This is a genomic window from Kumtagia ephedrae, assembly GCF_003012745.1.
Lineage (GTDB): Bacteria > Pseudomonadota > Alphaproteobacteria > Rhizobiales > Rhizobiaceae > Kumtagia > Kumtagia ephedrae.
This window is the reverse complement of sequence record NZ_PXYK01000014.1, coordinates 119,450-134,933: the sequence shown is the minus strand read 5'-3', so window position 1 is coordinate 134,933 and position 15,484 is coordinate 119,450. Positions and strand designations below refer to the sequence as shown.

Below are 15,484 nucleotides of genomic sequence, written 5' to 3'. Positions count from 1 at the left end.
TGATGCAAGCGCGGCCGCGACCCGGCGCGGGCGCCGCCTCAGCCGCTCGTCCGGCCGGAAGCCGCATTGGGCGTCGACCTGATCATGTTGGCGATCAGAAGCCCGCAGACGATGATGGCCGCGCCGGCCACATGATATCCATGCAGGCTCTCGCCCAGCAGCAGGAAGGCCAGCAGCGCGACGAAGGCGGCCTGAAGATACAGCAGCATGCCTGCGCGGCTGGCACCCAGCGTGTCGACGCTACGGTTGTAAAGATAATACATGAAGGCCCCGCCCGGGCCGGCAACATAGGCAAGGGCGAGAAGACCCTTGCCGTCGAGCGCCGACCGTTCGTCCCAGATGAGCTCCAGCCCATAGAGCGGAGCTGCCACGATCGCGCCGGCGCCCAGCAGCAGAACCAGCAATGGCAGGCGCTCGACGTCGAATTTGAGACGCCGCAGCAGGACGGTGTAGAGGGCCCAGCTGAGCGCGCTGACGAAGATCAGGAGCTCCCCCGGGTTCACCTGCAGCCGGACGAGGGCGGCGAGGTCGCCATGCGCGACGATCACGATCATGCCGAGGAGGGACAGGACGGCGCCCACCCCTTGCCACCCGCTCAATGTCTCACCGAGGATCAGCCGGGCCAGGATCATCGTCATCACCGGCGAAAGCGCCATGATGATGCCGGCCGTCGTCGCATCGGTGAAGTGCAGCGCCGTGTAGAGCAGCCCCTGGCAGAGGGTCAGGCCGATGCCGGCGACCACCAGCAGTTCGATCGGCCTCGACCGCAGGAGGTGAAGCATGACCGGAAAGTGATGGCGTACGAAGGGGAGCAGCAGCGCGCAGGCAAGCGTCAGCCTCCAGAAGCACAGCGTCCATGGCGGCATTTCGGCGTTCGCCCATCGCGCGGCTATGTAGACGCCCGCCGAGAGAAACCAGCCCAGCACCGCGCCGGAATAGGCCACGCGCTGCGAGGTCCCGGCAGGGCTCGTCTCGTTGCTGTGCAGGGCAGCCAGGACGTGGATCGCCGCACCCTCCCATGACACGCCGGTCGGCCGCCGATCAGGCTATGCCGATCGCAGCCACGCCAGCGATCTTTGCCATTGCCGCGGCGGAAAGCAATCGCAAATGCCGGGGATGACTCTCGTTGCGGGGCAGGCAGATCGCCTGCGTCCGGCCCGCCGGCCGGTCACGCAATTATGTCCGGGATCATCCGGTCTTCGAGCTTCGCCAGCCGGTCCTTGATCACCAGTTTCTTCTTCTTCATGCGCTGGATCTGCAGCGGGTCGCAGGCCATGGCGATCATCGCGTTGATGGCTGCGTCGAAATCGGCGTGCTCCTGCTTAAGCTTTGCAAACTCAAGACGAATCTCGGTCTGATCCTGGTCGGACATGGCTTCCGTCAGCAGAAGTTCCGGCGCTGCGTGCACCTATGGGGGCGGGTCCGGGCGCGCGAGCCCACCCGGCGCGGATTGAATACCACATTTCGCCGGTTCAGGAAATGCTACCACGCGGCATTCGACATTGCCACAATCTGGTGGCAGACTGTCACCGTACCGTCACGAGGCGGCATGGGCGGGCGCCGCTTTAGTGCGGACGATCGAGGAAACCATGAAGGGAGCAGCAATCATGTCTCTTGCCAACCACCTTGACGAGCTGCAGCGGAAGCACGGCGACATCGAGCGCCAGATCGACGAAGCTTTGACGCATCCGTCGGTGGACGATCTCGAAATCGTCAGTCTCAAGCGGCGCAAGTTGGCGATCAAGGACGAGATTGAGAAGTTGCGGCATACCACGCACTGAAGAGAACCATAGACCGACCTTGAAGGCAGCCGGCGGCATGTCTGCCGCTGGCCCTCAGGGTGGTTTTCGTAGTTTCCTGGCTGCCGCTGCCGAACCTCAGCGGCCTGATGTCCCTGTTGTTCGCGCGATACGCCCGACCCGTTCGTAGTGGATTTGCAGCGGGCATCGCAACGGTCCGGCCGCTCCTTGCAGCGCACTGACGCCGGCGTGGGTCTTCGGCGATTATACGGCGGCGCCCGCCGCCGCTAAGCTAAGCCTGCCAGAATTGATCCAGCCAGATGTTGAGCTTGAGGAATCCCGGCGCGCTCACCGCATAGACGCGCCGTGTGCCGTCGGCCCGCGCACTCACCAGGCCGGCATCGAGCAGGACCTTGAGATGCTGCGAGACCGCCGGGCGCGACACCGGCAGGCCCGAGGCGAGCTGGCCGACCGTCTTGGGGCCGCGGCGCAGCTCCTCCAGGAGATGCCGGCGGTTCGGATCGGAAATGGCGACGAAGGCGTCGTTGAGCATGCCCCTACCCTCCGCGACGAGGTTTGGCCGGATGCCGGCATTGCGTTCCGGGCGCGCCAGCTTCATGCAAGCGTGGCGGATTCTCAACCCTCTTGTTCGGCCGGCGTGCGCGGATCGAGCCGCGCCGCCTCGGGGGTGGCGCCGCGCTCGGAGGGCAGCGTGGTGAATGCCTCGCGTGCCTCGACGGGCACCGGGGCGCGCCGCGAGATGCGCAGCAGCGTGTAGGCGGCGAGCCCGAGATGAGCGAGGGCGGTGGCCAGGAACAGGCTCTCCGGCCGCATCCAGCTCATCAGCGAGGCGCCGATGACCGGACCGATCATCGTGCCGAAGCCGTAGAGCAGCAGCAGCCCGCCCGACACTTTCACGAAGTCCTCGGGCGCCGCGTGGTCGTTGGCATGGGCGACGGCCAGCGAATAAAGCGTGTAGGCGAGCGCGCCGTAGCAGGCCGTCATGGCGATCACCACGGCGCCGGCGCGCGGCGCCACGAAGAAGACCAGCAGGCCGAACACCGCCGCGCCGGCTCCCGCCGCCGCCAGCACGTAGCGGCGGTCGGTGCGGTCGGAGATGCGTCCGATCGGCAGCTGCAGGGAGGCGCCGGCGACGACGACAAGGCTCATCATCAGCGCGATCTCGGCCGTGGTGACGCCGATGCGCGCGCCGTAGACGGCGCCGAGCGTGCCCCAGGCGCCGTTGGCGACCCCGATCAGCAGGCAGCCGACCGAGGCGACCGGCGAATTGACGTAGAGCCCCTTCACGTCGAGCGACACGTCCTGCAGCGGCTTCGGCGTGTCGGCGGTCGACATGGCGGTCGGCAGCAGCGCCAGGCAGAAGAAGATGCCGGCGACCATGAACAGCGAATCGGAACGGATGTCGCCCGCCGCCACGATCATCTGCCCGGCCATGATCGAGGCATAGGTGACCATCATATAGAGGCCGAAGACGGTGCCGCGGTTCTCGTTGGTAGCCTTCTCGTTCAGCCAGCTCTCGATCACCATGAAGGCGCCGGCCATGGTGAAGCCGGTGGCGGCGCGCAGCACGATCCAGGAGACCTCGTGGATCCACAGCCCGGTCAGCAGGGCGATGATGGCGCCGGACGCGGCGAAGGCACCGAAGGCGCGCACATGACCGGCGCGCCGCACCAGGCGCGGCGCGAAAAAGCAGCCGGCGACGAAGCCGCCGGCCCAGGCGGTGCCGAGCAGGCCGAGCACCGCGGTTGAAAATCCCTCGGCCTGGCCGCGAAGCGGCAGAAGCAGGCCGTGCAGGCCCGATGCGGCGAGCAGGAAGGCGGTGCCGCGCAGCAGCGAGAGGATCGGCCGGTAGGTCGCGAACATGATTCAATCCGAGTCAGAGGTACGAAGCGCCTCCGATACAATAGCCGATTCCGTCGATAGCGTGACCACGCTCGACCGACGCTCGGCGTAGGCTGGTTCGGGGAGTTCTCTCCGGGTGGATGACTATGTCTCATCCCCGCCAAAATAGTCTTCAATGTCCCGATGCCCCGCCATCACGTCGACGACCTCGAACACGTCATCCCGATAGCGGAAGAAAATCACATAGTTCTTGAAGGCGACGCTGCGCAGATCCGCCCGCAACTCCGGTCGTGGCCGGCCCATGCTGCCGGGCAACGTCGCAAGATGCCGACATTTTTGATGAATCTGTTCGCGGAAGTTTTCGGCCACTCTGCGGCTTCCGGTCTCCCGCGCGATGTAAAGCGTGATGTCGGCGATATCAGCCCGCGCAGCGTCGGTATATCGCAGCCTTGCCACTATTTGCCCTGGGCCTGGGCAGCTTCCCATTGATCGAGGCGCTCGTCGATGTAGGCATCGACCTCACCGGCACTGTGACTGCCGCCCTGCGCAATCGACGCATCGATGGTTTCGCGCAAGGCCTTCAACTTCGCCTCGCGCTCCTCCACCAGACGCAGCCCCTCCCGCACGATCTCGCTCTGCGAGCCATAGCGGCCCTCCTTCACCAGGTCGTTGACGAAATTTTCCCAGCGTTTTCCGATCGACACGTTCACGGCGCAGCCTCCTCTTGGTGCTACCGTCGCAACCCATAACATAAACAGCGCAATTATTGTTAGCGACATTGTCGCCGATAACCGTCCGTTCTCACCTTCGGAACAGCGCCTCGGCCGCCGACTTGGTGGCGCCGCGCCGGCCGCGCTCCTCCTCCAGGCGGGCGATCTCGGCGGTGAGCTGGGCGATCCGCTCGCTCAGCTCGTCCGCCGACATCAACGAAATATCCTGCCCCACCACATGCGCGCTCGCCGGCTTGCGCGGCTCCTCGTCGAACACGGCCATCGGGTCGTCCTCCGGTTTGCCAGATCGGCGGCGAGATTACATAAGGGGGAGGCCCGGAGGCAAATCTCGGACGAATCGGTTTGGAGCGACGATGGCAGGTGACGTGAAAATTCCGGCGCGGATGACCGCCGTGGCGATCTCCCAGCCCGGCGGGCCGCTGGTGCTGAAGCCGGAGAAGCGGATGGTGCCCGAGCCGGGCAAGGGCGAGATCCTGATCAGGGTGCGCGCCGCCGGCGTCAGCAGGCCGGACGTCATGCAGCGCAAGGGTGCCTATCCGCCGCCGCCCGGCGCCTCCGACCTGCCGGGGCTGGAGGTTGCCGGCGAGGTGGCGGCGCTCGGCGCGGGAGCGCGGCGCTGGCGCGTCGGCGATGCCGTGTGCGCGCTTGCCCCCGGCGGTGGCTATGCCGAATTCTGCAAGGTTCCCGAGGCGCAGGCGCTGCCGGTGCCGGCCGGCTTCACCATGACCGAGGCGGCGGCGCTGCCCGAAACCTTCTTCACCGTCTGGCACAACGTGTTCGAGCGGGGCGCGCTGAAGCCCGGCGAAACGCTGCTGGTGCATGGCGGCACCTCCGGCATCGGCACGACCGCCATCCAACTCGCGAAGGCGTTCGGCGCCACCGTCATCGTCACCGCCGGCGGCGAGGAGAAATGCGAGGCCTGCCGCAAGCTCGGCGCCGACCTCGCCATCAACTATCGCGAGTTAGATTTCGTCGAACAGGTGAAGAGCTTCACCGATGGCAAGGGTGCCGACGTCATCCTCGACATGGTGGGCGGCGACTATGTCGGCCGCAACTATTCCGCCGCCGCGGTCGAGGGCCGCATCGTGCAGATCGCCACGCAGGCCGGCGCGGTGGCGAGCGCCGACTTCTCGAAGCTGATGGTGAAGCGGCTCGTCCACACCGGCTCGACGCTGCGGCCGCGCTCGCTCGAGTTCAAGGGCGCGGTCGCCGCCGCGCTGGAGGCGCAGGTCTGGCCGCTGCTCGCCACCCGGCGGATCGAGCCGCTGCTCGACATGATCTTCCCGCTCAAGGAAGCCTGGCGGGCGCACGAGCGGATGGAGGAAGGCCAGCACATCGGCAAGATCGTGCTAGACGTGGCCTGAGCCGGCGAAAAACGATGGCAGGGCCGAGCCGGCGGGGAGCCGGTACGGCGCTTTGCCTCAGGCCATGCCGAGGGCGGCCATGTAGAGGTCGAGGATCGCCTCCTCCTCCTGGCGCTCGTTGGCGTCCTTCTTGCGCAGGCGGATGATGGTGCGCACCGCCTTGGTGTCGAAGCCGGTGCCCTTCATCTCGGCATAGACGTCCTTGATGTCATCAGCGATGGTCTGCTTCTCCTCCTCCAGCCGCTCGATGCGCTCGATGAAGGCCTTGAGCTGGCCGGCCGCCACGGTCTGGCTGGATTCGGTGATGTCTTCGGCCATGTCTGTCTCCGGATCGGCGAATTCGTTCATGCCGCGACTCGAAAGGGCCGCGGCGGACGCGGTTCGATGCCCGAAGCGGCTGGCAGGGTCAAGAGCGACGCGCGCTGCCGAAGGCAGTTCCCGGGATTCAGTGATCCTTCGGCCGGCTGGCCTCGAAGGCCGCCTTCTTGGTGTCGGAGGCCTCTGTCTGGTGGAGCGCCTGCCAGTCGGCATAAGGCATGCCGTAGACGATCTCGCGGGACTCGTCCTTGGACAGCGACGCGCCGGCGGCCTCGGCGGCCTCGCGGTACCAGTTGGACAGGCAGTTGCGGCAGAAGCCCGCGAGGTTCATCAGGTCGATGTTCTGCACGTCGGTGCGTTCGCGCAGATGCGCGACCAGCCTGCGGAACGCCGCCGCCTCGAAATCGCGTTTCTGCTCTTCGGTGAGTTCCGGCATCGATGCCTCCTTCACAGCGGCCCGGTGCGCGAGCCGTAGCGCCTGACTTCATGTATATCGGACCGGCGGTTGATCGCGTCAACGATGGGCGCGAGCCTGTCGGCCCAGGCTGCGGCGCCGGCCTCTTCGGCGATCAGGTCCTGGCGTATCTCGATCAGGGCGTGGGCGAAGCCGTTGACGATGGCGTGCCGGTACATGGTGTCGCCCTTGAGGGCGCCGTCATAGGGCTCGTTGTCGCCGACGGTCAGCAGCGGATCGGCCGCCAGCATGTCGATAAGCGGCCGCGCGACTCGATCGTCGTTGTCCCACAGGACGCCGGCGTGCCACGGCCGCGGACGGCCCTGCATGACCGGGGTGAAGGAGTGCACGGAAAAGATCAGCGGCGGCGCGCCGCTCTCATGCGCCACCGACGCGACCATCGCCGACACCGCATCGTGGTAGGGGCGATAGTAGCGCGCCAGCCGCCGCTCGCGCTCCTCGGCGTCCATCGGATAGTTGGCCGGCACGACGGTGCCGTCATAAAGCTGGCGGATCAGGGTCGGGTCGTCCTCGCCGCGATTGGGGTCGATCAGCAGCCGCGAGAAGGCGGCGAAGACGGCCGGCGCACCGAGCCGCGCGGCAAGCCGTCGCAGCACCATCTCGACACCGATGTCGTAGGCGATGTGCCGTTCGAATTCGCCGGCGGGCAGCCCGAGGTCGCCATATTCCTCCGGAAGATCGCGGCGGGCATGATCGGCAACCAGCACGATGCCCCTGCGGCGGTCGCCCTCGATCAGTTCGAACGGGGCGAAAACTGCCATGCGTGTCATCTGGAATCTCAATTCATGCGGCAGGATGGCGCGTCTTTCCATGAAGCGGGGACTGGCGCAATGCCGTTGTTTCGACAATCTTGCGGCCGACATCGGTAGTGCGGGCAAGGCGGACGGTGCGCCGGTCATTAAATCGATTGGATCGGGCGGCCGGGCGCGTTGACATGCACGCGCAGTTTGCCGAAAAGGGGTCTCCGAGATGATTTCGTCGATTTCGAGAGGTATGGGAATGGTCCTTGCCGCCGGCCAGCGCAGGCACTGCGCCGTCGCCGCGGCCGCCGTTTTCGCGGCGGGACTAGCTCTGGGCACGAGCCAGGCGCGAGCCGATTTCCGCGTCTGCAACGCCACGCAGAATCTCGTCGGCGTCGGCATCGGCTACCGCGCCAAGGCGGGCTGGGTGACCGAGGGCTGGTGGCATATCGACGGCTCGAGCTGCAAGACGCTGATCGAGGGGCCGCTGTCGTCGCGCTTCTACTATCTCTATGCCGAGGACGCCGAGCGCGGCGGCCGCTGGGACGGCCCGATCACGATGTGCGTGGCGGAGAAGGAATTCAAGATCGCCGGTGTCACGGACTGCGTCGCGCGCGGTTTCCAGCGCGTCGGCTTCCAGGAATACGACACGGCCGAGCAGGCGAGCTGGATGGTTCAGCTGACTGATCAGCCCGCAGACGGCGCGAACGCCGCAGCAAACGGAGCTTCGCCGCCATGAGACGCAGCCGCAAGGTCAAGATCCTCGCAACCATCGGTCCGGCGTCGTCGTCGGTCGAGATGATCCGCAAGCTGTTCGAGGCGGGTGCGGATGTCTTCCGTATCAACATGAGCCACAGCGACCATGCGCTGATGCGCACGCTGGTCGAACGCATCCGGTCGGTCGAGCAGGAGCTGGGACGGCCGATCGGCATCCTCGCCGACCTGCAGGGTCCGAAGCTCCGGGTCGGCAAGTTCGCCGACGGCAAGGTGGCGCTCGAGGTCGGCCAGGCCTTCACCCTCGACGACGATCCGACGCCCGGCGACGCCCGGCGCGTGCACCTGCCGCATCCGGAGATCCTGCAGTCTGTTGCCGTCGGCGACCGCCTGCTGATCGACGACGGCAAGCTGCAGCTGAAGGCGGTGCGCTGCGACGGCAGGTCGATCGAGACGACCGTGGTGGCGGGCGACCGGATCTCCGACAAGAAGGGCGTCAGCCTGCCCGACACGGAGCTGCCGGTGGGCGCGCTGACCGAGAAGGACCGCGCCGATCTCGACGCGGTCTTGGCGACCGGCGTCGACTGGGTGGCGCTGTCCTTCATCCAGCGGCCGGACGACCTTGCCGAGGCGCGCAAGATCGCGCGTGGCCGGGCGTTGCTGATGTCCAAGATCGAGAAGCCGCAGGCGGTCACCCGGCTGGCCGAGATCATCGAACTCTCCGATGCACTGATGGTGGCGCGCGGCGACCTCGGCGTCGAGATGCCGCTGGAGATGGTGCCGGGCATACAGAAGCAGATCACCCGCGCCGCGCGGCGCGCCGGCAAGCCGGTGGTGGTGGCCACCCAGATGCTGGAATCGATGATCACCGCGCCGGTGCCGACGCGCGCCGAGGTGTCGGACGTCTCCATCGCCGTCTTCGAGGGGGCGGACGCGATCATGCTCTCGGCCGAATCGGCTGCAGGCTCCTATCCCGTCGAAGCGGTGGCGATGATGAACCGCATCGCCGAGCAGGTCGAGCGCGACCCGCTCTATTCGAGCATCATCAACGCGCAGCGCTCCGAGCCGGAAGCGACCGGCGCCGACGCCATCTCGCTGGCCGCGCGGCAGATCGCCGAGACGCTCAACCTGTCGGCCATCGTCAGCTACACCGCCTCCGGCACCACCGGCCTGCGGGCGGCGCGCGAACGGCCGCGCGTGCCGATCATCGCGCTGTCGCCGGTGGTGGAGACGGCGCGGCGGCTGTCGCTGCTGTGGGGCACGCATTGCGTGGTCACGCCCGATGCTTCCGATCTCGACGACATGGTCAAGCGCGCCTGCACGATCGCCCAGGCCGAAGGCTTCGGCGGCGAGGGCGACCGCGTGATCATCACCGCCGGCGTGCCGTTGCGCACCCCCGGCTCGACCAACATGCTCAGGATCGCCTATCTCGGCACCGACGGACGCCGCTGAGAGCTACGAAGGCGCGAGTTCCGGCCCGCCTGGCTTCTCATCGACGCAGACCGCCCTGCCCGACCGATCGCCGGCGATCCGCGCCTCGACGGTCCGCGCCGCGGCGGCGAGGTCGATCGGCTTGCCGGACAGCTTCTCCACTGCCGCGACGATCAGGTCCGGGGCGATCCAGTCCGGCTTGTGGCCGAGATTTCTCACCCAGACCAGTTCGGCCCCGGGGATGTCGCGCGCCAGGCCGAGCGAATGGACCTCCTCGTAGACGACGCTGTCGCAGTCGCCGGACATGACCACGGTCGGCGCGGCGATTTCGCCATAGCGCGGCGCGTGGGCGAGCGTGGCGGGATAGAGGCTCTGCACGTCGACGGCGTTCGCCCGGAAGGCCGCCGGGCGAAGCACCAGCGCGATCGAGGCGCGGGCGAGATAATCCTTCGGCGTGGGGTTCGGAGCGAAGACCTCATCCGTCACCGCCGCGATCCTGAGCGCACCGGCGGGATAGGCGACGAGCTCGGAAAACAGCCGCCCGGCGATGGGCAGGGCCGTCACCGAATAGTACCAGGAGGTGCGGCCGCCCGGCCACGGATGGGTGGCGGCGGAGACGAACAGCAGCCCGGCGACTTTCTCCGGATGGTGAAGCGCGAAGGCGGCCGCGATCGCTCCGCCGAAGGAATGGCCGACGACGATCGCCCTGGCGATGCCGCGGCGCCGCATCAGCTCCGCCAGGAGTGCGGCCTGCGCCTCCGGCGTGTCGTGGCCGCTGCCGCGCGACGACCAGCCATGGCCCGGCCGGTCGAAGAACAGCGTCTCGGCGCGGCTCTCCAGCAACGGGCGCAGCGGCACCATCTGGTCGTTCAGGTTGGCGCTGGCGCCATGGATGAAGACCACCGGCGGCAGGTCCGCGCCGGTGGGCGCGGGATGGTGGACGTAGTGGATGCGCGCGCCGCCGATCTCTTCAAAGGCGCCGGCCGGCGGATGGGCGCGGGCGATCGACCAGGCGCCGAGCCGCGTGACGGCGGCGAGCAGGACAAGAACAGCAAGCAGGAGAATGGCGGTCGAAGGAAGGCTCATGCTGGACGGAAACTGCCGGCGGACGACGTCCTGCCTTATATGCCGGCCGGCGTGCCGCGATCAAATGCCTTCGCCGGTCAGCTCTTCCGACAGCGTCGCCACTTCGCCCTGGGCGCTGCGCAGCATGGGGTAGATGTCGAGCACGCGCTGGTAGGCGTCGAGCGCGCGCTGCTTGCGGTCGGTTTCCTTCATGATCTGGGCAAGCCCGGAGATCGCACCGAAATGCCGCGGCTCGAGCTCCAGCGTCCTTTCGATGTCGGCCATCGACTTGCCGAAGCTGCGCATCATGAAATGCACGGTGGCGCGGCGGTTCCAGCCCTCGGCATAGTCGGGCGACAGGGTCACGACCTGATCGAGGAAGTCGAGCGCGACATCGAACTTCTTCTTCTCGATCGCCTGCTGCGACCATTGCATCATCAGGTCGGTGGTGGCGCTGCCGGAATCGTTCCATTCCTGCCAGATGCGGCCGGCGATGCGCTCCGCCGCCTTGGCGTTGCGCTCGCGCTTCAGCGACACGAACAACGCGTCTATGCGTTCGGCCTGCGTCTTGGGCGCGGCGGCTTCGGGGTTCTCGGCGGAAGGTTGCTGCGGCGGGGCGGCCGCCGTCTCGACGGCAAGGGCGGGCGCGGCGGCCCAAGCCAGCGCAAGTCCCGTCAGCAAAACAAAACGATTCCGCATTCCCTGGACTCTAGGCCCCGGAAGCGGAACGTCAAACTGAAAATCGCGTGATGCGCGGCCGGCGAGCCGGCCGCGGCGGCAAGGGCTCAGCCCTGGCGCGCCTTGTAGCGGGGCGCGCTCTTGTTGATGATGTAGATGCGGCCCTTGCGGCGAACCATGCGGTTGTCGCGATGGCGGCCCTTGAGGGCCTTGAGCGAGTTCTTGATCTTCATCGGTCTGGCCTGTCGAACTGGGGCCCCGGCAGGGCCAACGGAAAGGCGCGCCCGAGAGCGCGCCCGTAAGAGTTGCCCGGCTCATAAGGGCAAACCCGCTCGCCTGTCAAGCTGCTGTCCGGATGACACGCGCGACGGTGGCTTCCCGGCCGCCCCTGCTTCACCGCTCCGATCGGCATTTGACTTTTGTCAATCTCGGTGACTATTGTCAAAAGTAGGAGGCGTTGATGACGATCCGTCCGGCGGACCAGATCATACACAAGGCGGCGTGGCTCTACTATGCGCATGGGTTGACGCAGGACGAGGTCGCGCGTGCGCTCGACATCTCGCGCGCCTCGGTGGCCATGTACCTGCGCCGGGCGCGCGACACCGGCATCGTCACCATATCGACCTCCACGCAGCTCTTCGCCGAGGACGTGCTCGCCCGCCGGCTGGAGGACGCGCTGCGGCTCGACGCGGTGTGGGTGGTGCCCGACAGCGCCCATTCCTCCGATCCGACCGCCGACGTCCCGATCGTCGCCGCGAATGTCTTCATGGGCCTGGTCGAGCGCGGCTCCCGCATCGGCGTCGCCTGGGGCCGCACCGTCTACACCATCGCCGACCAGATGGCGCATGCCGACCTGCAGGGCGTCACGGTGGTGCAGCTCTGCGGCAATCTCGGCGCGCCCTATTCCTACCGGCCCGATGAATGCACCATGGAGATCGCGCGGCGCCTCAACGCCAAGGGTCTCAATCTCTACGCGCCGCTGGTGCTGAGCACGGAGAACCTGGCCGCCGCCTTGCGGGCCGAACCGGTGATCCGCGAGCAGCTCGACGGCATCGCCGGCTGCGACCTCGCGCTGTTCTCGATCGGCACCGTCGACGCCGACAGCCATGTGGTGAACTGCGGCGCCGTCGATGCGCGGGGGCTGGCCGAGCTACGCGCCGCCGGCGCGGCGGGGGTCGTCGCCGGCCGCATCATCGACGCGCGGGGCGAGGCGCTCGACTGCGGCTACAACCGCCGCCTGATTGCCGCCGACATCGACACCTTGCGGGCGATTCCCAGGCGGCTGGTCGTGGTGCGGGAGGACAACAAGCTGGAGCCGCTCGAGGCCGCCCTGGCCGGCGGGCTCTGCACGCATCTCGTGCTCGGCACCCGCATGGCGCGGCGTCTGCTGGAGCACGCGGAGAAAGCGCGGGCACCCGCGCACTGAACGCCGGCCCCGCGGCCTGCCCCTCTCACAGCCGCATGGCTCCGAAACGAACCCGAAACACCCGGACACACTGGAAGACGACGATGAAGAACCTCTGGAACGACACGCAAGCCGAAGCCCTCGTCGAGGCGTATGGAAAGAAGGGCGTCGGGCGCGATCTGGCGCTGCGCGTCTACACCACCCGGCTGCTCGGCGGCGAGCCGCGGCTGGTGCTGCATGGCGGCGGCAACACCTCCGTCAAGCTCACCATGACCGACCTGGTTGGCGACGAATGGGACGTGCTGTGCGTCAAGGGCAGCGGCTGGGACATGGGCGTGATCGAGCCGCAAGGCCTGCCGGCGGTGAAGCTCGACCCGTTGCTCAAGGCGCGCAAGCTGGACAAACTGTCGGACGAGGACATGGTGGCGCTGCAGCGCGCCAACCTGATCGACCCGAGCGGCCCGAATCCGTCGGTGGAGACGCTGCTGCATGCCTTCCTGCCGCACAAATTCGTCGACCACACGCACTCCACCGCCATCCTGTCGCTGATCGACCAGGAAGACAGCAAGCCGATCTGCGAAAAAGTGTTCGGCAGGACTTTCGGCTTCGTGCCCTACATCAAGCCCGGCTTCGACCTCGCCAAGGCGGCGGCGGAAGTGTTCGAGCAGGACAGGTCGGTCATCGGCCTGATCCTCGACAAGCACGGCATCTTCACCTTCGGCGATACGGCGAAGGAAGCCTATGACCGCATGATCGACGCCGTGACGCTGGCCGAGGACTTCGTCGCGAGCACGGGCAAGACCGCGCCGGCGCCGGTGGCCCTGCCCGCCGATCTCGCCAAGCCGGCCGACATCGCCGCGAAGCTGCGCGGCGCCGTCGCGGTCGCCAAGGGCGAAGGCCGCTTCGACCGCATGGTCAGCGACTTCCGCACCTCGCCGGCGATCCTCGACTTCCTGCGCGGGCCGCGGCTGGAGGCGCTGGCGAGGACCGGCGTTTCGACGCCCGACCTGTCGATCCGCATCAAGACCGGTCCGATGGTGTTGCCGGCGCCCGACGCCTCCGACCTCAAGGATTTCGGCGAGATCATCGACAAGCGCGTGGCGGAGTTCGCCGAAACCTACGAACACTACTTCACCAGCAACGACGCCCGCGACGACGTCAAGCGCACCATGCTCGACCCGATGCCGCGCCTCACCCTGGTGCCCGGGCTCGGCATGTTCGGCCATGGCCGCACGCTGAAGGACGCGAAGATCGCGTCGGATGTCGGCGAGATGTGGATCGAGGCGGTGAAAGGCGCCGAGGCGGTCGGCACCTTCCATCCGCTCGCCCATTCCGACCTGTTCGAGCTCGAATACTGGTCGCTGGAGCAGGCGAAGCTCGCCGCCAACAAGCCTAAGCCGCTGACCGGCCAGGTGGTGCTGATCACCGGCGGTGCCGGCGCCATCGGCGCGGCGACGGCGAAACTCTTCGCCGACTACGGCGCGCATGCCGTGGTGGTCGATCTCGACGCCGAGCGCGCCGCGGAAGCCGCCAAGAAGGCCGGCAACCAGTCGATCGGCGTCGGCTGCGACATCACCGATCCGGCCGCGCTGCGCACCGCCTTCGACAAGGCGGTCGAAGTCTATGGCGGCCTCGACATTCTCGTCTCCAACGCGGGTGCTGCCTGGGAGGGCAAGATCGGCGAACTCGACGACGCGCTGCTGCGCAAGAGTTTCGAGCTCAACTTCTTCGCCCACCAGAACGCCGCGCAGAACGCCGTGCGCATCTTCAAGCAGCAGGGCACCGGCGGCGTGCTCCTGTTCAACACCTCCAAGCAGGCGATCAATCCGGGCGCCAATTTCGGCGCCTACGGCCTGCCCAAGGCGGCGACGCTGTTCCTGTCGCGCCAGTACGCGCTGGAATACGGCGCGATCGGCGTGCGCTCCAACGCCGTCAACGCCGACCGCATCCGCTCCGGCCTGCTCACCGCCGACATGATCGCCAGCCGCTCCAAGGCGCGCGGCCTGTCGGAGAAGGATTATATGTCCGGCAATCTGCTCGGCCAGGAGGTGACGGCCGAGCATGTGGCGCAGGCCTTCCTGCACCACGCGCTGGCCGAGCGCACCACCGCCGACGTCACCACCGTCGACGGCGGCAACATCGCGGCGACGCTCCGGTAGACACCGCGAAGGCGGTTTCGTCAGGCCGATGGAAGTGCTATATTTGTAGCACTTCCATCGGAGATAAATGATGACCGTGACTTCGAAAATTCGCCGGCAGGGCGGGGCGGCCGTGATCACCATCCCGCCTGCGCTGCTCAAGCTGATGGATCTCGATGTCGGCGCTCAGGTCTCCCTCACCGTATCGGACGGGGACCTGATCGCACGGCCGGTAAAACCTTCGCGCAAGCGGTATTCCCTCGCTGAACTGCTCCAGGGCTCCGAGGCATTGACGGAGTTGAACGCCGAAACCGAATGGGCGCGGGAAGGCGGCCCGGTCGGCCGCGAAATATCCTGATGGTGAGAAGCAGCGTACCGCGACGCGGGGATATTTACTGGATCGATCCGAACCCGGTGGCCGGCCGTGAGATGAAGGACCGGCATCGGTTTGTTGTCATCACACCTCGAGAGATAAATGCGCTTGGTGTTTGCATGACCGTTCCGGTGACGACAGGCGGGGCTTTCGCACGCAACGTCGGTCTTGCTGTGCCGATCACCGGGCATCAAACCAGCGGCGTTGCCGTCTGTAACCAGGTGAGGAGCTTCGACATCGAGGCGCGCGTGCGTGCTGGAACGGCTCGCTTTGTGGAATCCTTGGACCCGGCGACAACCAGCGAGATCGTTGCGCGGGTCGTGAGCGCGATCGATCCTGAGGGGTAATCATAACCTGACGGCAGGGGTGAGCGGCTGGCTCCAGCATTTGTCAGATCGATTGACAATTGCCAGGTCGATTCTTACCGTAGCTCCTATGTTATCCTGCGGT

At 67.1% G+C, this 15,484-nt stretch carries 22 protein-coding genes; 9 read left to right on the top strand and 13 right to left on the bottom strand.

Annotated elements, in window-relative coordinates; all coding sequences use genetic code 11:
• Positions 1 to 38 precede the first annotated feature (38 nt).
• Together C7I84_RS15875 and C7I84_RS15870 are read right to left on the bottom strand one after the other, a co-directional pair.
• On the bottom strand, positions 39 to 1,004 hold the full coding sequence (locus tag C7I84_RS15875; RefSeq protein ID WP_425351351.1) for a DMT family transporter: 966 nt from the start codon (positions 1,002 to 1,004) through the stop codon (positions 39 to 41).
• 164 nt (positions 1,005 to 1,168) lie between these two features.
• A complete protein-coding gene (locus tag C7I84_RS15870) occupies positions 1,169 to 1,372 on the bottom strand; it encodes a YdcH family protein (protein WP_106773175.1) in 204 nt (67 codons plus the stop codon).
• A 235-nt stretch (positions 1,373 to 1,607) separates the two neighbouring features.
• Between C7I84_RS15870 and C7I84_RS15865 the strand changes: the two genes are divergently transcribed.
• Positions 1,608 to 1,781 carry a YdcH family protein gene (locus C7I84_RS15865; protein WP_106773174.1) on the top strand — a complete coding sequence of 58 codons (174 nt, stop codon included), beginning with the start codon at positions 1,608 to 1,610 and terminating at the stop codon, positions 1,779 to 1,781.
• Positions 1,782 to 2,031: 250 nt separating this feature from the next.
• On the opposite strand, the gene C7I84_RS15860 is transcribed toward C7I84_RS15865, so the two are convergent.
• From C7I84_RS15860 to C7I84_RS15840, 5 genes are all read right to left on the bottom strand, one after another.
• Positions 2,032 to 2,292, bottom strand: coding sequence for an ArsR/SmtB family transcription factor (locus C7I84_RS15860; protein ID WP_106773213.1), 261 nt, complete (start codon positions 2,290 to 2,292; stop codon positions 2,032 to 2,034).
• An 83-nt stretch (positions 2,293 to 2,375) separates the two neighbouring features.
• Positions 2,376 to 3,623, bottom strand: coding sequence for an MFS transporter (locus C7I84_RS15855; RefSeq protein WP_106773173.1), 1,248 nt, complete (start codon positions 3,621 to 3,623; stop codon positions 2,376 to 2,378).
• A gap of 123 nt (positions 3,624 to 3,746) precedes the next feature.
• Positions 3,747 to 4,088: a type II toxin-antitoxin system RelE/ParE family toxin gene (locus C7I84_RS15850; RefSeq protein ID WP_245428456.1), complete on the bottom strand. Its 342-nt coding sequence runs from the start codon at positions 4,086 to 4,088 to the stop codon at positions 3,747 to 3,749.
• Complete coding sequence (locus tag C7I84_RS15845) at positions 4,058 to 4,312, bottom strand: type II toxin-antitoxin system ParD family antitoxin (RefSeq protein ID WP_106773171.1); 255 nt, start codon at positions 4,310 to 4,312, stop codon at positions 4,058 to 4,060. The genes C7I84_RS15850 and C7I84_RS15845 overlap by 31 nt, the downstream gene beginning before the upstream one ends.
• A 91-nt stretch (positions 4,313 to 4,403) precedes the next feature.
• Complete coding sequence (locus C7I84_RS15840) at positions 4,404 to 4,595, bottom strand: DUF1192 domain-containing protein (RefSeq protein WP_106773170.1); 192 nt, start codon at positions 4,593 to 4,595, stop codon at positions 4,404 to 4,406.
• 91 nt (positions 4,596 to 4,686) lie between these two features.
• Between C7I84_RS15840 and C7I84_RS15835 the strand changes: the two genes are divergently transcribed.
• Entirely contained in the window at positions 4,687 to 5,697 is a 1,011-nt protein-coding gene (locus tag C7I84_RS15835; protein WP_106773169.1) for an NAD(P)H-quinone oxidoreductase, read from the top strand.
• A 57-nt stretch (positions 5,698 to 5,754) separates the two neighbouring features.
• Here C7I84_RS15835 and C7I84_RS15830 read toward each other — a convergent pair whose 3' ends face one another.
• From C7I84_RS15830 to C7I84_RS15820, 3 genes are all read right to left on the bottom strand, one after another.
• Positions 5,755 to 6,015, bottom strand: coding sequence for a DUF2312 domain-containing protein (locus C7I84_RS15830; RefSeq protein ID WP_106773212.1), 261 nt, complete (start codon positions 6,013 to 6,015; stop codon positions 5,755 to 5,757).
• Positions 6,016 to 6,142: 127 nt separating this feature from the next.
• Positions 6,143 to 6,451 (bottom strand): DUF1244 domain-containing protein, encoded by a 309-nt coding sequence (locus C7I84_RS15825; protein ID WP_106773168.1) that lies wholly within the window; start codon positions 6,449 to 6,451, stop codon positions 6,143 to 6,145.
• Positions 6,452 to 6,462: 11 nt separating this feature from the next.
• Complete coding sequence (locus C7I84_RS15820; protein WP_106773167.1) at positions 6,463 to 7,260, bottom strand: N-formylglutamate amidohydrolase; 798 nt, start codon at positions 7,258 to 7,260, stop codon at positions 6,463 to 6,465.
• On the opposite strand from C7I84_RS15820, the gene C7I84_RS30040 reads away from it, so the two are divergent.
• The 3 genes from C7I84_RS30040 to pyk all read left to right on the top strand — a co-directional run bounded on the left by C7I84_RS30040 (position 7,250) and on the right by pyk (position 9,396).
• The gene (locus C7I84_RS30040) at positions 7,250 to 7,423 is read left to right on the top strand and encodes a hypothetical protein (RefSeq protein ID WP_165816097.1); all 174 of its coding nucleotides are present in this window, start codon (positions 7,250 to 7,252) and stop codon (positions 7,421 to 7,423) included. The genes C7I84_RS15820 and C7I84_RS30040 overlap by 11 nt on opposite strands.
• Before the next feature lie 138 nt (positions 7,424 to 7,561).
• On the top strand, positions 7,562 to 7,969 hold the full coding sequence (locus C7I84_RS15815; protein WP_106773211.1) for a DUF1036 domain-containing protein: 408 nt from the start codon (positions 7,562 to 7,564) through the stop codon (positions 7,967 to 7,969).
• Positions 7,966 to 9,396, top strand: a complete 1,431-nt coding sequence (gene pyk / locus C7I84_RS15810; RefSeq protein WP_106773166.1) for a pyruvate kinase — start codon at positions 7,966 to 7,968, stop codon at positions 9,394 to 9,396. The genes C7I84_RS15815 and pyk overlap by 4 nt, the downstream gene beginning before the upstream one ends.
• A 3-nt stretch (positions 9,397 to 9,399) precedes the next feature.
• Here the strand turns inward: pyk and C7I84_RS15805 are convergent, their stop codons facing one another.
• The 3 genes from C7I84_RS15805 to ykgO all read right to left on the bottom strand — a co-directional run bounded on the left by C7I84_RS15805 (position 9,400) and on the right by ykgO (position 11,351).
• Positions 9,400 to 10,461, bottom strand: a complete 1,062-nt coding sequence (locus C7I84_RS15805) for an alpha/beta fold hydrolase (RefSeq protein WP_106773165.1) — start codon at positions 10,459 to 10,461, stop codon at positions 9,400 to 9,402.
• A gap of 60 nt (positions 10,462 to 10,521) precedes the next feature.
• Positions 10,522 to 11,139 (bottom strand): tetratricopeptide repeat protein, encoded by a 618-nt coding sequence (locus C7I84_RS15800; RefSeq protein WP_106773164.1) that lies wholly within the window; start codon positions 11,137 to 11,139, stop codon positions 10,522 to 10,524.
• 86 nt (positions 11,140 to 11,225) lie between these two features.
• Positions 11,226 to 11,351 (bottom strand): type B 50S ribosomal protein L36, encoded by a 126-nt coding sequence (ykgO, locus tag C7I84_RS15795; RefSeq protein ID WP_106773163.1) that lies wholly within the window; start codon positions 11,349 to 11,351, stop codon positions 11,226 to 11,228.
• A 227-nt stretch (positions 11,352 to 11,578) separates the two neighbouring features.
• On the opposite strand from ykgO, the gene C7I84_RS15790 reads away from it, so the two are divergent.
• The 4 genes from C7I84_RS15790 to mazF all read left to right on the top strand — a co-directional run bounded on the left by C7I84_RS15790 (position 11,579) and on the right by mazF (position 15,381).
• Positions 11,579 to 12,544 (top strand): sugar-binding transcriptional regulator, encoded by a 966-nt coding sequence (locus C7I84_RS15790; RefSeq protein WP_106773162.1) that lies wholly within the window; start codon positions 11,579 to 11,581, stop codon positions 12,542 to 12,544.
• 83 nt (positions 12,545 to 12,627) lie between these two features.
• Positions 12,628 to 14,682 (top strand): bifunctional aldolase/short-chain dehydrogenase, encoded by a 2,055-nt coding sequence (locus C7I84_RS15785; protein ID WP_106773161.1) that lies wholly within the window; start codon positions 12,628 to 12,630, stop codon positions 14,680 to 14,682.
• Between the two features lie 70 nt (positions 14,683 to 14,752).
• Positions 14,753 to 15,019 carry a type II toxin-antitoxin system antitoxin MazE gene (gene mazE / locus C7I84_RS15780; RefSeq protein ID WP_106773210.1) on the top strand — a complete coding sequence of 89 codons (267 nt, stop codon included), beginning with the start codon at positions 14,753 to 14,755 and terminating at the stop codon, positions 15,017 to 15,019.
• A complete protein-coding gene (mazF, locus tag C7I84_RS15775) occupies positions 15,019 to 15,381 on the top strand; it encodes a type II toxin-antitoxin system toxin MazF (protein WP_106773160.1) in 363 nt (120 codons plus the stop codon). The genes mazE and mazF overlap by 1 nt, the downstream gene beginning before the upstream one ends.
• Positions 15,382 to 15,484: the final 103 nt, after the last annotated feature.

Excerpts from the sequence above, each read along its gene's own strand:
- C7I84_RS15870 (WP_106773175.1), bottom strand. The coding sequence starts at position 1,372 with ATGTCCGACCAGGATCAGACCGAGATTCGTCTTGAGTTTGCAAAGCTT.
- C7I84_RS15865 (WP_106773174.1), top strand. The coding sequence starts at position 1,608 with ATGTCTCTTGCCAACCACCTTGACGAGCTGCAGCGGAAGCACGGCGAC.
- C7I84_RS15860 (WP_106773213.1), bottom strand. The coding sequence starts at position 2,292 with ATGCTCAACGACGCCTTCGTCGCCATTTCCGATCCGAACCGCCGGCAT.
- C7I84_RS15855 (WP_106773173.1), bottom strand. The coding sequence starts at position 3,623 with ATGTTCGCGACCTACCGGCCGATCCTCTCGCTGCTGCGCGGCACCGCC.
- C7I84_RS15850 (WP_245428456.1), bottom strand. The coding sequence starts at position 4,088 with ATGGGAAGCTGCCCAGGCCCAGGGCAAATAGTGGCAAGGCTGCGATAT.
- C7I84_RS15840 (WP_106773170.1), bottom strand. The coding sequence starts at position 4,595 with ATGGCCGTGTTCGACGAGGAGCCGCGCAAGCCGGCGAGCGCGCATGTG.
- C7I84_RS15835 (WP_106773169.1), top strand. The coding sequence starts at position 4,687 with ATGGCAGGTGACGTGAAAATTCCGGCGCGGATGACCGCCGTGGCGATC.
- C7I84_RS15830 (WP_106773212.1), bottom strand. The coding sequence starts at position 6,015 with ATGGCCGAAGACATCACCGAATCCAGCCAGACCGTGGCGGCCGGCCAG.
- C7I84_RS15825 (WP_106773168.1), bottom strand. The coding sequence starts at position 6,451 with ATGCCGGAACTCACCGAAGAGCAGAAACGCGATTTCGAGGCGGCGGCG.
- C7I84_RS30040 (WP_165816097.1), top strand. The coding sequence starts at position 7,250 with ATGCGTGTCATCTGGAATCTCAATTCATGCGGCAGGATGGCGCGTCTT.
- C7I84_RS15820 (WP_106773167.1), bottom strand. The coding sequence starts at position 7,260 with ATGACACGCATGGCAGTTTTCGCCCCGTTCGAACTGATCGAGGGCGAC.
- pyk (WP_106773166.1), top strand. The coding sequence starts at position 7,966 with ATGAGACGCAGCCGCAAGGTCAAGATCCTCGCAACCATCGGTCCGGCG.
- C7I84_RS15805 (WP_106773165.1), bottom strand. The coding sequence starts at position 10,461 with ATGAGCCTTCCTTCGACCGCCATTCTCCTGCTTGCTGTTCTTGTCCTG.
- C7I84_RS15800 (WP_106773164.1), bottom strand. The coding sequence starts at position 11,139 with ATGCGGAATCGTTTTGTTTTGCTGACGGGACTTGCGCTGGCTTGGGCC.
- ykgO (WP_106773163.1), bottom strand. The coding sequence starts at position 11,351 with ATGAAGATCAAGAACTCGCTCAAGGCCCTCAAGGGCCGCCATCGCGAC.
- C7I84_RS15790 (WP_106773162.1), top strand. The coding sequence starts at position 11,579 with ATGACGATCCGTCCGGCGGACCAGATCATACACAAGGCGGCGTGGCTC.
- C7I84_RS15785 (WP_106773161.1), top strand. The coding sequence starts at position 12,628 with ATGAAGAACCTCTGGAACGACACGCAAGCCGAAGCCCTCGTCGAGGCG.
- mazE (WP_106773210.1), top strand. The coding sequence starts at position 14,753 with ATGACCGTGACTTCGAAAATTCGCCGGCAGGGCGGGGCGGCCGTGATC.
- mazF (WP_106773160.1), top strand. The coding sequence starts at position 15,019 with ATGGTGAGAAGCAGCGTACCGCGACGCGGGGATATTTACTGGATCGAT.